Here is a 14,924-nt window from a genome sequence, read left to right as displayed (position 1 = left end):
AATGAGAACGACTATCAATTCGACGTCGTTTTGATATGATTACGCTCAGATTTTGTGATTTGCGTCCTGGAGATACAGAGTGGGTAATAATTTGATGCAGACGGATCTTTCCGTCTGGGGTATGTATCAGCACGCCGATATCGTGGTTAAGTGCGTGATGATTGGGCTGATTTTGGCGTCAGTGGTCACCTGGGCTATCTTCTTTAGTAAGAGCCTTGAGTTCTTTACTCAGAAACGCCGCCTTAAGCGTGAACAGCAACTGCTGGCGGAAGCCCGCTCTTTAGATCAGGCAAGTGAAATTGCCGCAGGATTCGATGGCAAAAGCCTGGGCGCACAGTTGATTAATGAAGCGCAGAACGAGCTGGAACTGTCAGAAGGCAGCGACGATAACGAAGGCATTAAAGAGCGTACCGGCTTCCGTCTGGAGCGTCGTGTGGCGGCGGTAGGTCGTCATATGGGCCGCGGTAACGGATACCTGGCCACCATCGGGGCTATCTCTCCATTCGTCGGTCTGTTCGGTACCGTATGGGGCATCATGAATAGCTTCATCGGGATTGCACAAACTCAAACGACCAACCTGGCCGTTGTTGCGCCGGGTATCGCAGAAGCGCTGTTAGCGACCGCAATTGGTCTGGTTGCAGCAATTCCAGCGGTTGTTATCTACAACATTTTCGCACGTCAGATTGGCAGCTATAAAGCGATGCTGGGTGACGTCGCGGCACAGGTGCTGTTGCTGCAAAGTCGCGATCTGGACCTGAATGCAAGCGCATCCGCGCATCCGGTACGTGCAGCGCAGAAATTACGTGTAGGATAATGTTCCATGGCAATGAGCTTTAATGAAAACCTGGACGACAACGGTGAAATGCATGAAATCAACGTGACGCCGTTTATCGACGTTATGTTGGTTTTATTGATCATCTTTATGGTTGCCGCGCCGTTGGCAACCGTAGATGTGAAGGTGAATCTCCCTGCCTCCACCAGCACGCCGCAGCCGCGTCCGGAAAAACCGGTTTACCTGTCAGTTAAAGCCGATAAGAGTATGTTTATTGGCAACAATCAGGTGACGGATGAAACCATGATTAACGAGCTAAATGCGTTAACTGACGGGAAGAAAGACACCACGATTTTCTTCCGGGCAGATAAAACCGTTGATTATGAGACCATGATGAAGGTGATGGATACGCTGCATCAGGCGGGCTTCCTGAAGATTGGTCTGGTTGGCGAAGAGACTGTGAAAGCGAAGTAATCCTCATCATTGCCGGGTAATGGTTGCCGCCTTACCCGGCGTGTCTCTCCTGATTCAACTCCCTTGCACACTTGTTCTTATCTGTTCTCATCTAACGCGACCGTGGTTATCCTGGTGGGTTCGTAGTTCCCTTCAGACAGCTTTCGCGTCAGGCGTAAGGTGGCCGTTTCCCGCGCGAGTATATGCTGGTAGGTGCTTTCCAGTCGGGCCATGATTTTGTCCCGCAGTTCTGGTTGCTGCTCCATAATGGCTTCGATCGCGGCACCGTAGATCTCTTCTTTAGCCTGTAGCGAGTAAATTTCACGGCGATTTTGCCATTTCATCCGCACCAGTGCAGCGGGAATAGAGACTATCTCCTGAGCAACGCTTTCCAGTGTCGCGTTTTTATTGGCAATCAACACGGCTAAATTTTGCTTTAAGACAAACTCATCGCTTTTATGGTTATCTAAAGCCAAATAAACATTATTATCCTCAACATCTTTCATTTTATTTCTCTTCCAGAGAATAAAAAATAGGGTCGCTGGTTTCACGGGTAATTAAATTAAGCCAAATTTTGTTGCCCTGTTCATTTATGATGGCTGTTTTTTGAGTCAAAATTTTACTTAATTCTTGTGCATTAATGTCGCCTTCTGCCTGTAGTGAATTGAGTAGACGAGAGAATGACTCAATTTTTGCTGCACGAAATAGACGCTCTTTTAAATGGCGGTCGCACTCTTCAAATAGCATATTTCGTGACTGACCGGTAGCGGTTGAGCTAATCAAAATATCGGATTCGTAATCGCTTAATGTTATCTTCCCCTGAGTCAAATTTTCACTATTATCTGTGGAGGTGGTATTGTCAGGTGAGTTGGATAAGTGAAAACACGAGGGAACAAGATGCTCGGGAAGCATGTTGAAATATCCTTTGATGCCAATGATATGTTGTTTTAAATAAACCATGCCGCGTTGACAATAGCATGGCGTAATTTTAAAATCAAAAAAAATGGAGCCAGTATATGAACAGTATATTTTATTCTGTTATTACCCTGCTATTGCTGACCTGCGGGGTACTTTTGTTGATGCGCAGTGCAAATAAAAACCGTAATGCAGAAAATGGATACGCTGAAAACCAGCCGGAAATACTGAGTAAAGAAGAGGGTGAAGATCATTTCTCGGTACTGATGAATTCGATTACTCCGGTTTGGTATTGGCGCGTCAATCACGAATATATCGATTTTATCCACTCGACGATCAAACGGATGACAATGGTGGAGCTGAATGAGACGCCAGGGCTATTTGATGCACAGCGGCGTTGCAGCGATCTCAACTCTGCAGTGTATAAATATTACGACAATATTAAAAAACGCTGTCTGAGTGGCGAGAAAGTCCCGCATGCCGATCTGGACGTGCTTAACTTACGTCAGTGCTTCAGGGAGTTCAGCCTGGAAGCCTACCCTGCACTTGTCGCGCTGGTGTGGCCGGAATATCAGCGCCCAGAAATCAAAGCAGAAGAGGTGTGAGGGACTGGCTGGCCCGTATTACGTGCCGGGAAGAACAACGTTGCTACCCGGCACGGTGTTACCTACGGTTATTTGTCAGATGAGGCCTGCCACAGGTTCAGCTTACCGTCCGCGACGTGCTTATCGATCTGCGCCAGTTCTTCGGCGCTGAACGTCAGATTCGCCAGCGCCTGAACGTTTTCTTCCAGTTGCTCCGGTCGACTGGCGCCAATCAATACCGACGTTACCCTGTTGTCTTTTAGCAGCCAGCTTAAGGCCATTTGTGCCATCGACTGTCCACGCTGTTGCGCCATCTCATTAAGCAAACGCAGGCTGGTAAGGTTTTCTTCCGTCAGCATGTTTTCCGTTAACCCACGAACCTTTTTCCCTTCACGCTGCATGCGTGAACCTTCCGGAATACCGTTGAGGTATTTCCCCGTCAGCAGTCCCTGAGCCAGCGGCGTAAATGCGATGCAGCCCATGCCGTTGGATTCCAGCGTATCCAGCAGGCCGCTGCTGTCTACCCAGCGGTTAAGCAGGTTGTAAGACGGCTGATGGATCAGCAATGGAATTTTCCATTCCCGCATCAGCTCGGCCATTTTCTGCGTACGTTCCGGAGAATAGGATGAGATGCCGACATACAGCGCTTTACCGCTTTGCACGGCGTGGGCCAGCGCCGAGGCGGTCTCTTCCATTGGCGTATTTTCGTCAACGCGGTGAGAGTAGAAGATATCGACATAGTCGAGACCCATGCGTTTCAGACTCTGGTCGAGGCTGGCGAGCAGGTATTTGCGCGAACCGCCAGAACCGTATGGCCCAGGCCACATGTCATAGCCTGCCTTGGTGGAGATAATCAGTTCATCGCGATAGTGTGCAAAATCCTCGCGCAGCAATCGGCCAAAATTCTCTTCTGCGCTGCCCGGTGGCGGCCCATAGTTATTGGCTAAATCAAAATGCGTGATGCCTAAATCAAATGCTTTACGCAACAGGGCGCGCTGTGAATCCAGCGCCTGAACGTTCCCAAAACTGTGCCATAAACCCAGCGATAGCGCGGGTAAACGCAAACCGCTGCGCCCACAGTAGCGATAGAGCATCTGCTCGTAACGTTCAGGATTGGCAAACCAGGCCATGAGATCTCCTTAGTGCAGGTGAATTTCGAAACAACGTTTCTATTCTAGCGGGTTCACGGTGAATATCCCGTTCACCAGGTCACACTGAGATGAAAAACTGGGCAAAAACAGGTCACTGTGCTTTGCTTAAAAAAACATCAATCAGGAGTGCGACGATGCCGCGTTTGACTGCCAAAGACTTTCCGCAAGAGCTGCTCGACTACTATGACTATTACGCGCATGGCAAAATAACGAAACGCGAGTTTCTCAATCTGGCAGCGAAATATGCAGTGGGTGGCATGACGGCGTTGGCCTTATTCAATTTATTGAAACCCAACTATGCCCTCGCAACGCAGGTAGAATTTACCGATCCCGATATTCTGGCGGAATATATTACCTATCCTTCGCCTGAAGGGCATGGTGATGTGCGGGGGTATTTAGTTAAACCTGCGAAGGTGACAGGGAAAGTTCCGGCGATGGTGGTAGTGCATGAGAATCGTGGGCTGAATCCGTATATTGAAGATGTGGCGAGACGGGTGGCGAAGGCGGGCTTTATGGCACTTGCGCCGGATGGATTAAGTTCGGTAGGGGGATATCCTGGCAATGATGATAAAGGTCGGGAATTGCAGCAGCAGGTTGATCCCGTAAAGTTGATGAATGATTTTTTTGCCGCCATTGAATTTATGCAACATTATTCAGGGACGACGGGAAAGGTAGGTATCACCGGATTTTGCTACGGTGGTGGTGTGTCGAATGCCGCTGCTGTGGCTTTCCCTGAACTGGCCTGCGCGGTGCCTTTTTATGGGCGGCAGGTTCCTGCATCAGATGTCCCTAAAATAAACGCGCCTTTATTACTGCACTATGCGCAATTAGACACACGTATTAATGAGGGATGGCCTGCCTATGAAGCGGCGCTTAAGGCCAATAAGAAAGTCTATGAAGCCTATATCTATCCCGGCGTTAATCATGGCTTTCACAACGATTCGACCCCCCGTTATGATAAAGCTGCCGCTGATTTAGCCTGGGAACGTACTCTTGCGTGGTTTAACAAATATTTGCGATAGAAAACAATAGATTATTTAATGCTTATAACTAATCATCTGAATAATAATGCTACCTAATTTCATTAGCATTCATATTGATATAGTGTGAAGAGATAGAGGATGTACTTAAGAAAGTAAAAAAATAAAGAACGCATTATATCTTCTCTACTGCCTGCCGATAACAAGGATAAGTATCGCCTGATGGCGAATTCCTCATCAACGGCAAGGAAATTATTATGCGTTTGCTGAAAAACTTCACTATTCGTATTGTCATGTTGGCAATACTGGGACTTTTTTGCCTGCTCTGGTCGGGCGTGGGTTTATTCAGTCTTCATTCGTTATCAAAAATATCTGAAGGCAATGATATTGACCGTCATCTTGTCCATCAGATGACGGTTCTCAGTCAGGGCAACGATCAGTACTTTCGCTTCGTAACGCGCTTAAGTCGCGCCATGGATGTCAAAATGAGTGGCGGAACGCCTGATTTTGCGCCAGCGCAACAGTCCCTGGAGAATATGAGCAAAAAACTCCAGGAGATGAAAACATTATCTCCGGGCCCTATGGACCCTGACGTCGCTAACGCAGTACTGACGAAGTGGCAGGCGCTGCTGGACAACGGCGTGATCCCGCAAATGCAGCTGGCGCAGCAGGGCACGCTTACGGCCTTTGCGGAGCATGCCAGCACTATTACACCCGCGTTGAGCCGTGAATTTGGCGCCAGTGCCGAGCGTTTTAACGCCACGGCAGGTGAGCGACTCGATACCACCCGCGTGATGGTCGATGGCAAAACCTCTATCATCCGGACGCTAATTATCACCGCCGTTATTCTTGGGATTGCCCTCCTTTTCTTTACCGACCGCTACCTTGTTTCCATGATGGTGAAACCGCTGGGACGTATTCGCCAACAGTTCCAGCAGATTGCGCAGGGCGATCTCAGCCATCCCATCGAAGATTTTGGTCGTAACTGTGTGGGTCAACTGGTGCCGTTATTGTGCGCGATGCAGGATAGCCTGCGTGAAGCCGTCAGTACCATCCGTTCAGGTAGTGACAACATCTGGCGAGGGGCGACGGAAATTTCCACCGGGAACAACGATCTCTCCTCACGTACTGAAGAGCAGGCTGCGGCACTGGAAGAGACCGCTGCCAGCATGGAGCAACTGACCGCAACGGTAAAACTGAACGCAGAAAATGCGCGTGAAGCCAGCCAACTTGCCGATACGGCCACAGAAACGGCAGGCAAAGGGAGCACGCTGGTTTCGGAAGTGGTAGAGACGATGGACGGCATTGCCGCCAGCTCTAAACAGATCGCGGAAATCACGTCAGTTATTAATAGCATTGCTTTCCAGACCAACATTCTGGCGCTGAACGCGGCGGTTGAAGCAGCCAGGGCAGGCGAGCAGGGGCGCGGTTTTGCCGTCGTCGCCGGTGAAGTACGCAACCTTGCCAGTCGCAGCGCCGGGGCGGCGAAAGAGATTGAGACGCTGATTGGCGAGTCATCGCGTCGTGTTGATCAGGGCGCTCGTCTGGTTAAAGAAACAGGATTAACCATGGAGGCGATTCTGCGCGGCGCCACCGAAGTGACTGTCATCATGAAGCAAATTGCCTCTGCCTCGGAAGAACAGAATAAGGGTATCTCGCAGGTGAGCGTGGCGATCACGCAGATGGACAGCGTAACGCAACAGAACGCTGCATTGGTAGAACAAGTTTCCGCCGCGGCAGTGGCGTTGGAACGACAAACAGAGGAGCTGCAACGCTCGGTGCAACAGTTCCGCCTTTCCGCTAATGATGTGCAATACGCAGCCAGTCAAACCGCTTCCTCTTCAGCAGACAGCAAAACGTCTGCGGCCGCTAAAACGGATGAGTGGGTGTCCTTTTAAGCCGTTATAAAAAGTTCGTGATACCTCTGGTCTTTGCTTAAAAAATCGCTATATAATTTATTATATAGCGATTGGAGGTTATGCATGGACAACCATTTTGGTAAAGGTCTGATGGCCGGATTAAACGCCTCAAGTGCGAACAGTGCACGCTCAGTGGCGAATTTTTGTGCGGATTATAAGCGTGGTTTTGTGCTGGGATTTTCACATCGAATGTTTGAAAAAACGGGCGATCGACAGCTCAGCGCGTGGGAAGCGGGGATCCTGACGCGCCGTTATGGGCTGGATAAAGAGATGGTGATGGATTTCTTTAAAGAGAACCAGTCCAGTACAACAATTCGGTTTTTCATGGCCGGCTATCGACTCGAAGCTTGATCCGAAAGGGGTATTATCTTGCTTTAATTAATTACACTATTGACCTACGCCTTCGTTTTGTTGCTCCGCCGAAGTATTATAATGCACATAACCATATAAAAAGTGTGGTAATGGCGCGCCGATCGCAATATGCAACATGCGAATGGTGCAAAATAAAAGCCAGGTCTTCGCAACGGAATAACTATAAAATGACTGGAGATAACTCTCTCATCAATTCGAGCGGCATTAATCGCCGTGATTTCATGAAGCTTTGTGCAGCACTGGCCGCTACCATGGGGCTCAGTAGCAAAGCCGCCGCAGAAATGGCCGAATCAGTTTCTCGTCCTCAGCGCCCACCGGTTATCTGGATTGGAGCTCAGGAGTGTACGGGTTGTACTGAATCGCTGCTTCGCGCGACACACCCTACAGTGGAAAACCTCGTTCTGGAGACAATCTCTCTGGAATACCATGAGGTGCTCTCTGCCGCCTTCGGCCATCAGGTCGAAGAGAACAAACATAACGCTCTGGAGAAGTATAAAGGGCAATATGTTCTGGTAGTAGATGGTTCTATCCCACTGAAAGATAATGGTATTTACTGCATGGTTGCCGGTGAGCCGATCGTGGATCACATCCGCCGGGCCGCAGAAGGCGCAGCCGCTATCATTGCCATCGGCTCTTGCGCCGCGTGGGGTGGTGTTGCTGCCGCTGGCGTTAACCCAACGGGTGCCGTCGGCCTGCAAGAAGTTCTGCCAGGCAAAACCATCATCAACATCCCCGGCTGTCCGCCGAACCCGCATAACTTCCTCGCAACGGTCGCGCATATCATCACTTATGGTAAGCCGCCGAAGCTGGATACCAAAAACCGTCCGACATTCGCCTATGGCCGTTTGATTCACGAACACTGCGAACGCCGCCCGCACTTCGATGCTGGTCGCTTTGCTAAAGAGTTTGGCGATGAAGGCCACCGTGAAGGTTGGTGCCTCTACCATCTGGGCTGTAAAGGACCAGAAACCTACGGCAACTGCTCAACGCTGCAATTCTGCGATGTGGGCGGCGTGTGGCCGGTGGCTATTGGTCACCCTTGCTACGGCTGTAACGAAGAAGGCGTCGGCTTCCATAAAGGTATTCACCAGCTTGCTCACGTGGAAAACCAAACGCCGCGTTCCGAGAAACCTGATGTCAACATGAAAGAAGGCGGCAATGTTTCTGCCGGAGCGATTGGACTGCTGGGTGGCGTAGTAGGACTGGTTGCCGGTGTCAGCGTGATGGCGGTTCGTGAACTGGGGCGTCAGCAGAAGAAAGATAACGCTGACTCACGGGGAGAATAACCGTGAACAGACGTAACTTTATTAAAGCAGCCTCCAGCGGGGCATTGCTGTTGGGCGCAGCGCCGTCCATCAGCCATGCGGCTGCAGAAAACCGTCCGCCGATCCCTGGTTCTCTTGGGATGCTCTATGACTCGACGCTGTGCGTAGGCTGCCAGGCCTGTGTCACCAAGTGTCAGGATATCAACTTCCCGGCGCGTAACCCAGAAGGCGAGCAAACCTGGTCGAACAACGACAAACTGTCGCCGTATACCAATAACATCATTCAGGTGTGGCGTAGCGGAACAGGTGTTAACAAAGACCAGGAAGAAAATGGCTATGCATACATCAAGAAACAGTGCATGCACTGTGTTGATCCGAACTGCGTTTCCGTTTGCCCGGTCTCCGCGCTGAAGAAAGATCCGAAAACCGGCATCGTCCATTATGACAAAGATGTCTGCACGGGCTGTCGTTACTGCATGGTCGCCTGCCCGTACAACGTGCCTAAGTACGACTACAACAACCCGTTTGGTGCGCTTCACAAATGTGAACTGTGTAACCAGAAAGGCGTTGAGCGTCTGGACAAAGGTGGTTTACCGGGTTGTGTTGAAGTGTGCCCAGCCGGTGCGGTGATTTTTGGTACGCGTGAAGAGCTGATGGCTGAGGCGAAAAAACGTCTCGCGCTGAAGCCAGGTAGCGAATACCACTATCCGCGTCAGACGGTGAAAGCAGGCGATACCTATCTGCATACGGTACCGAAGTACTACCCGCACCTGTACGGTGAGAAAGAAGGTGGTGGTACGCAGGTTATGGTACTGACGGGTGTTCCTTACGAGGATTTGGATCTGCCGAAGCTGGATGATCTTTCAACTGGTGCGCGTTCCGAACATGTTCAACATTCCCTGTACAAGGGCATGATATTACCCCTGGCTGCGCTGGCGGGCTTAACCGTGCTGGTTCGTCGTAACACGAAAAACGACCATCACGATGGAGGAGACGATCATGAGTCATGATCCTAAACCGCTGGGCGGAAAAATAATCAGCAAACCGGTCATTATTTTTGGGCCGCTTATCGTCCTGTGTATGCTCCTGATCGTGAAACGTCTGGTCTTCGGACTGGGCTCAGTCTCCGATCTGAACGGCGGTTTCCCATGGGGTGTATGGATCGCGTTTGACCTGTTGATTGGTACTGGCTTCGCGTGCGGCGGTTGGGCGCTGGCGTGGGCGGTGTATGTTTTCAACAGAGGCCAATACCATCCGTTGGTTCGTCCGGCGCTGCTGGCGAGCCTGTTTGGCTACTCGTTGGGTGGTCTGTCGATCACCATTGACGTCGGTCGTTACTGGAACCTGCCGTATTTCTACATTCCGGGCCACTTCAACGTGAACTCGGTACTGTTCGAAACGGCGGTCTGTATGACCATCTATATCGGCATCATGGCGCTGGAATTTGCTCCGGCTCTGTTTGAACGCTTGGGGTGGAAAGTTTCCCTCAAACGTTTGAATAAAGTGATGTTCTTTATTATTGCCCTCGGCGCGCTGCTGCCAACCATGCACCAGTCTTCAATGGGTTCATTGATGATTTCTGCGGGTTATAAGGTGCATCCGCTATGGCAAGCTTATGAAATGCTGCCGCTTTTCTCGGTATTAACCGCCTTTATTATGGGCTTTTCGATCGTCATCTTTGAAGGCTCGTTGGTACAAGCCGGTCTGAAAGGTAACGGTCCGGACGAGAAAAGTTTGTTCATCAAGCTGACGAATACCATCAGCGTGCTGCTGGCGATTTTCGTCGTCCTGCGCTTTGGCGAACTGATCTATCGCGACAAGCTGTCCTATGCGTTCTCAGGCGATCTTTACTCCCTGATGTTCTGGCTTGAAGTCGTGCTGATGGTCTTCCCGCTGGTGGTGCTGCGCGTCACTAAGCTGCGTAATGACTCGCGCATGCTGTATCTGTCTGCGCTGAGCGCATTGCTGGGTTGTGCAACATGGCGTCTGTCCTATTCGCTGGTGGCGTTCAATCCTGGTGGTGGCTACCACTACTTCCCGACCTGGGAAGAGCTGTTGATTTCTATTGGTTTTGTGGCTATTGAGATTTGTGCATACATCGTACTCATTCGTCTACTGCCGATACTTCCTCCTTTAAAACAAAACGATCAAAATCGTCATGAGGCGAGCAAAGCATGAGCCAGAGAATTACTATTGATCCGGTAACCCGTATTGAGGGTCATTTACGCATCGACTGCGAAATCGAAAATGGCGTGGTATCTAAAGCATGGGCTTCCGGTACCATGTGGCGCGGCATGGAAGAGATCGTGAAAAACCGCGATCCGCGCGATGCCTGGATGATTGTGCAGCGTATCTGTGGTGTTTGTACGACCACTCACGCTATCTCTTCCGTTCGTGCAGCAGAAAGTGCGCTGAATATTGATGTTCCGGTGAACGCACAGTATATCCGTAACATCATTCTGGCCGCGCACACCACGCATGACCACATTGTTCACTTCTATCAGCTGTCTGCGCTGGACTGGGTGGATATCACTTCTGCACTGAAAGCTGACCCAGCGAAAGCGTCTGCCATGCTGAACGGCGTGTCCTCCTGGCACCTGAACAGCGCAGAAGAGTTCACCAAGGTTCAGAACAAGATCAAAGACCTTGTTGCCAGCGGTCAGTTAGGCATTTTTGCTAACGGTTGCTGGGGTCATCCGGCAATGCAGTTGCCGCCGGAAGTGAACCTGATTGCGGTCGCACACTACCTGCAAGCGCTGGAATGCCAGCGTGATGCCAACCGCGTTGTGGCACTGTTGGGCGGTAAAACTCCGCACATCCAGAACCTGGCGGTAGGTGGGGTTGCTAACCCAATTAACCTTGACGGCCTCGGTGTGCTGAACCTTGAACGCCTGATGTACATCAAGTCCTTCATCGATAAGCTGAGCGACTTCGTTGAGCAGGTGTACAAGGTTGATACCGCGGTTATTGCTGCGTTCTATCCTGAGTGGCTGGAACGTGGTCAGGGTGCGGTTAACTACCTGAGTGCGCCAGAATTCCCGACAGACGGTAAAAACGGCAGCTTCCTGTTCCCGGGCGGTTACATCACCGATGCCGATCTGTCGACCTATCGTCCGATCACCTCTCACTCCGATGAGTACCTGATCAAAGGGATTCAGGAGAGTGCGAAACACGCGTGGTACAAAGACGAAGCGCCGCAGGCTCCGTGGGAAGGCACAACGGTTCCTGATTACACCGGTTGGTCAGACGACGGCAAATACTCCTGGGTTAAAGCACCGACCTTCTACGGTAAAACGGTTGAAGTGGGTCCGCTGGCCAACATGCTGTGTAAACTGGCGGCCAAACGCGAGTCTACCCATGCCAAGCTGAATGAAATCATCGCGATTTACACCAAGCTGACCGGTAAAACTATCGAAGTGTCGCAGTTGCACTCTACGCTGGGCCGTATTATTGGCCGTACTGTTCACTGCTGTGAACTGCAGAACGTTCTGCAGGATCAGTACAACGCGCTGATTGTGAACATCGGTAAAGGCGACCACACCACCTTCGTGAAACCGGATATTCCGGCAACAGGAGAATTCAAAGGTGTTGGTTTCCTCGAAGCGCCACGCGGTATGCTGTCTCACTGGATGGTGATTAAAGACGGCATTATCAGCAACTACCAGGCGGTTGTACCGTCAACCTGGAACTCTGGCCCACGTAACTTTAATGATGAAGTGGGACCGTATGAGCGCTCGCTGGTAGGTACGCCGATTGCCGATCCAAACAAACCGCTGGAAGTGGTTCGTACCATTCACTCCTTCGACCCTTGTATGTCATGTGCGGTGCATGTGGTGGACGTTGACGGGAACGAAGTGGTCTCAGTTAAGGTTCTGTAATGCGGATATTAGTCTTAGGGGTCGGCAATATTTTGCTGACCGACGAAGCCATCGGGGTACGTATCGTTGAGGCATTAGAGCAACGATACATCCTGCCAGACTTTGTTGATGTTCTGGACGGTGGTACGGCTGGGATGGAGCTTCTCGGCGATATGGCGAACAGAGATCATCTGATCATTGCTGACGCCATTGTGTCGAAGAAAAACACGCCAGGAACGATGATGGTCCTGCGGGATGAAGAGATCCCGGCGCTGTTTACCAACAAAATCTCACCGCACCAGCTTGGCCTGGCCGACGTATTGTCGGCCCTGCGTTTTACCGGCGAGTTTCCGAAAAAGCTGACCTTAGTCGGCGTTATTCCGAAATCGTTGGAACCGCATATCGGGCTAACGCCAACGGTTGAAGCGATGATTGAACCTGCGCTGGAGCAGGTTCTTGCCGCGCTTCGCGAATCAGGCGTTGAAGCGATCCCTCGGGAGGCGGCTCATGTCTGAGGAGTTTGTCGGTTTTCAGACGGCCCCGAAGACGCAGATTCAGGCAGCGTTTGAAGAGGTTGCCCGGCGTTCGATGCACGATCTCTCTTTCTTGCATCCGAATATGCCGGTGTATGTCTCTGATTTTACGCTGTTTGAAGGACAGTGGACGGGGTGTGTTATCACCCCCTGGATGCTCAGCGCACTGATTTTCCCCGGACCGGACCAGATCTGGCCGGTGCGTAAAGTCAGTGAAAAAATCGGGTTGCGTCTGCCGTACGGCGAGATGACCTTTACCGTTGGTGAACTGGAGGGCGTATCGCAATACCTTTCCTGTTCACTGATGTCGCCGCTTTCGCACAGTATGTCGGCGCAAGAAGGTGTGCGTCTGACTGACGATTGCGCGCGCATGCTGTTATCGCTGCCGGTGAGCGATCCGAATGCGCCGCAGCTAAATCGCCGCGCGCTGCTGCTGGGTCGTCGGAACTGCGAAAATGCATGAGCTGTCCCTTTGTCAGAGCGCGGTTGAGATTGTTCAACAGCAGGCAGAGCAGCACGGTGTCAAACGTGTAACCGGCGTTTGGCTGGAAATCGGAGCGCTCTCGTGCGTTGAAGAGAGCGCCGTCCGTTTCAGTTTCGACATCGTCTGTCAGGGCACGCTGGCGCAAGGGTGTGAGCTGCATATTGATTACAAACCAGCCCAGGCATGGTGCTGGGATTGCAGTCAGGTTGTGGAAATCACCCAGCATGATGCGCAGTGTCCACTATGTCAGGGCGATCGTCTGCGGGTTGATGCAGGCGATTCACTGAAAGTGAAAAGTATTGAAGTCGAATAACCCATAGGTTGCTATGGGGCGGAGTCAGATATGTGTATTGGAGTCCCTGGTCAGGTTCTGGCCGTTGGTGAAGATATTCACCAGCTTGCGCAGGTTGAAGTGTGCGGCATCAAACGTGATGTCAATATTGCCCTGATTTGTGAAGGTGATACCGCTGAGCTGGTCGGGCAATGGGTGCTGGTGCACGTAGGGTTCGCCATGAGCATCATTGATGAAGATGAAGCTAAAGCCACGTTAGACGCACTTCGCCGCATGGAGTACGACGTCACCAGCGCGTGACAATCGGTTAGTGCCTGATGGCGTTACGCTTATCAGGCCTACGCCTTCTATGTAGGCCGGATAAGGCATTTATGCCGCCATCCGGCATCTTGCGTTAACCCTGGCGCTTATCTTCGGTATTGGTGTCGAAGTCGCTGGCGTCATGACGTTCATGAAGCTGTTCGCTCAGCGGCCCGTTAGTGCGGTTTACAATACGACCTCGCTTAACTGCCGGACGCGCGGCAACCTCTTTTGCCCAGCGCTGTACGTGCTTGTAACTTCCTGCATCGAGGAACTCTGCCGCGTCGTACACGTTGCCCAGCACCACATTGCCAAACCACGGCCAAACCGCCATATCGGCAATGGTGTATTCATCTCCTGCCACAAACTGATGCTGTGCTAACTGCTTATCCAGTACGTCGAGTAAGCGTTTGGCTTCCATCGTGAAGCGGTTAATGGCGTACTCAATTTTTACCGGCGCATAGTTATAGAAGTGACCAAAACCACCGCCGAGGAACGGCGCCGCACCCTGTAACCAGAACAACCAGTTCAGTGTTTCAGTACGTTTTGCCAAATCCTGCGGCAGGAAATAACCGTATTTTTCCGCCAGATAGAGCAGGATTGCGCCAGATTCGAATACGCGAACCGGTGGGTTTTGCGAGTGGTCGCGCAGTGCCGGGATCTTCGAGTTCGGATTCACCTCAACAAAGCCGCTGGAAAACTGATCTCCATCGCCAATGCGAATAATCCAGGCATCGTATTCCGCGCCCTTCACGCCCTGCGCCAGCAGCTCCTCCAGCATAATCGTCACTTTCTGCCCGTTTGGTGTACCCAGCGAATAGAGCTGCAGCGGATGCTTGCCAACCGGCAGCGTTTTTTCGTGGGTGGCGCCGGAAATCGGGCGGTTGATATTGGCGAATGCGCCGCCGTTCGATTTTTCCCACGTCCAGACTTTCGCGGGCTGATAGGTATTGTCTGACATATTGACCTGCCTTCTGAGTGGTTGTGTTGATGCAGTGTAGCAGTTAGGTAGAACTCAATTTAACAGATTGGGACTTTATGTCGCTT

The 14,924-nt window shown here is 51.3% G+C and carries 18 protein-coding genes; 14 read left to right on the top strand and 4 right to left on the bottom strand.

The features are described from left to right. Positions 1-79: 79 nt before the first annotated feature. Entirely contained in the window at positions 80-814 is a 735-nt protein-coding gene (exbB, locus tag OGY33_RS14000; protein ID WP_003024507.1) for a tol-pal system-associated acyl-CoA thioesterase, read from the top strand. Positions 815-820: 6 nt separating this feature from the next. Next, positions 821-1,246 carry a TonB system transport protein ExbD gene (gene exbD / locus OGY33_RS13995; protein WP_008785812.1) on the top strand — a complete coding sequence of 142 codons (426 nt, stop codon included), beginning with the start codon at positions 821-823 and terminating at the stop codon, positions 1,244-1,246. A 77-nt stretch (positions 1,247-1,323) separates the two neighbouring features. On the opposite strand, the gene OGY33_RS13990 is transcribed toward exbD, so the two are convergent. Beyond that, positions 1,324-1,731, bottom strand: a complete 408-nt coding sequence (locus OGY33_RS13990; RefSeq protein WP_008785811.1) for a hypothetical protein — start codon at positions 1,729-1,731, stop codon at positions 1,324-1,326. 1 nt (position 1,732) lies between these two features. Beyond that, positions 1,733-2,137, bottom strand: a complete 405-nt coding sequence (locus OGY33_RS13985) for a hypothetical protein (RefSeq protein ID WP_048215539.1) — start codon at positions 2,135-2,137, stop codon at positions 1,733-1,735. 104 nt (positions 2,138-2,241) lie between these two features. Between OGY33_RS13985 and OGY33_RS13980 the strand changes: the two genes are divergently transcribed. After that, the gene (locus OGY33_RS13980; RefSeq protein WP_008785809.1) at positions 2,242-2,745 is read left to right on the top strand and encodes an ESA_00282 family adhesion-associated protein; all 504 of its coding nucleotides are present in this window, start codon (positions 2,242-2,244) and stop codon (positions 2,743-2,745) included. 68 nt (positions 2,746-2,813) lie between these two features. Here OGY33_RS13980 and OGY33_RS13975 read toward each other — a convergent pair whose 3' ends face one another. Beyond that, the gene (locus OGY33_RS13975) at positions 2,814-3,854 is read right to left on the bottom strand and encodes an aldo/keto reductase (protein WP_048215540.1); all 1,041 of its coding nucleotides are present in this window, start codon (positions 3,852-3,854) and stop codon (positions 2,814-2,816) included. Positions 3,855-4,009: 155 nt separating this feature from the next. On the opposite strand from OGY33_RS13975, the gene yghX reads away from it, so the two are divergent. The 11 genes from yghX to hybG all read left to right on the top strand — a co-directional run bounded on the left by yghX (position 4,010) and on the right by hybG (position 13,877). Next, complete coding sequence (gene yghX / locus OGY33_RS13970) at positions 4,010-4,897, top strand: YghX family hydrolase (RefSeq protein WP_191238999.1); 888 nt, start codon at positions 4,010-4,012, stop codon at positions 4,895-4,897. Between the two features lie 215 nt (positions 4,898-5,112). Next, complete coding sequence (locus OGY33_RS13965) at positions 5,113-6,753, top strand: methyl-accepting chemotaxis protein (protein WP_048215542.1); 1,641 nt, start codon at positions 5,113-5,115, stop codon at positions 6,751-6,753. An 84-nt stretch (positions 6,754-6,837) separates the two neighbouring features. Further along, a complete protein-coding gene (locus OGY33_RS13960; protein ID WP_048215543.1) occupies positions 6,838-7,125 on the top strand; it encodes a DUF2623 family protein in 288 nt (95 codons plus the stop codon). 188 nt (positions 7,126-7,313) lie between these two features. Continuing rightward, a complete protein-coding gene (gene hybO / locus OGY33_RS13955; protein WP_003024486.1) occupies positions 7,314-8,432 on the top strand; it encodes a hydrogenase 2 small subunit in 1,119 nt (372 codons plus the stop codon). Positions 8,433-8,434: 2 nt separating this feature from the next. Then, a complete protein-coding gene (gene hybA, locus OGY33_RS13950; protein ID WP_003828357.1) occupies positions 8,435-9,421 on the top strand; it encodes a hydrogenase 2 operon protein HybA in 987 nt (328 codons plus the stop codon). Next, positions 9,411-10,589: a Ni/Fe-hydrogenase cytochrome b subunit gene (hybB, locus tag OGY33_RS13945; protein ID WP_003828354.1), complete on the top strand. Its 1,179-nt coding sequence runs from the start codon at positions 9,411-9,413 to the stop codon at positions 10,587-10,589. The genes hybA and hybB overlap by 11 nt, the downstream gene beginning before the upstream one ends. After that, the gene (hybC, locus tag OGY33_RS13940; RefSeq protein WP_003828353.1) at positions 10,586-12,289 is read left to right on the top strand and encodes a hydrogenase 2 large subunit; all 1,704 of its coding nucleotides are present in this window, start codon (positions 10,586-10,588) and stop codon (positions 12,287-12,289) included. The genes hybB and hybC overlap by 4 nt, the downstream gene beginning before the upstream one ends. Beyond that, positions 12,289-12,783: a HyaD/HybD family hydrogenase maturation endopeptidase gene (locus OGY33_RS13935; protein WP_191238118.1), complete on the top strand. Its 495-nt coding sequence runs from the start codon at positions 12,289-12,291 to the stop codon at positions 12,781-12,783. The genes hybC and OGY33_RS13935 overlap by 1 nt, the downstream gene beginning before the upstream one ends. Beyond that, a complete protein-coding gene (gene hybE, locus OGY33_RS13930) occupies positions 12,776-13,264 on the top strand; it encodes a hydrogenase-2 assembly chaperone (protein ID WP_008785804.1) in 489 nt (162 codons plus the stop codon). Before OGY33_RS13935 ends, hybE begins: the two co-directional genes overlap by 8 nt. After that, entirely contained in the window at positions 13,257-13,598 is a 342-nt protein-coding gene (gene hypA, locus OGY33_RS13925) for a hydrogenase maturation nickel metallochaperone HypA (protein WP_003828349.1), read from the top strand. The genes hybE and hypA overlap by 8 nt, the downstream gene beginning before the upstream one ends. A gap of 30 nt (positions 13,599-13,628) precedes the next feature. After that, complete coding sequence (gene hybG / locus OGY33_RS13920; RefSeq protein WP_003024459.1) at positions 13,629-13,877, top strand: hydrogenase maturation factor HybG; 249 nt, start codon at positions 13,629-13,631, stop codon at positions 13,875-13,877. 94 nt (positions 13,878-13,971) lie between these two features. Here the strand turns inward: hybG and yghU are convergent, their stop codons facing one another. Then, complete coding sequence (gene yghU, locus OGY33_RS13915; RefSeq protein WP_191238119.1) at positions 13,972-14,838, bottom strand: glutathione-dependent disulfide-bond oxidoreductase; 867 nt, start codon at positions 14,836-14,838, stop codon at positions 13,972-13,974. Positions 14,839-14,924 lie beyond the last annotated feature (86 nt).

Source organism: Citrobacter sp. Cpo032 (assembly GCF_030332975.1).
In the GTDB taxonomy this organism is placed as follows: domain Bacteria; phylum Pseudomonadota; class Gammaproteobacteria; order Enterobacterales; family Enterobacteriaceae; genus Citrobacter; species Citrobacter portucalensis.
This window is presented reverse-complemented; position numbering and strand designations above follow the sequence as displayed.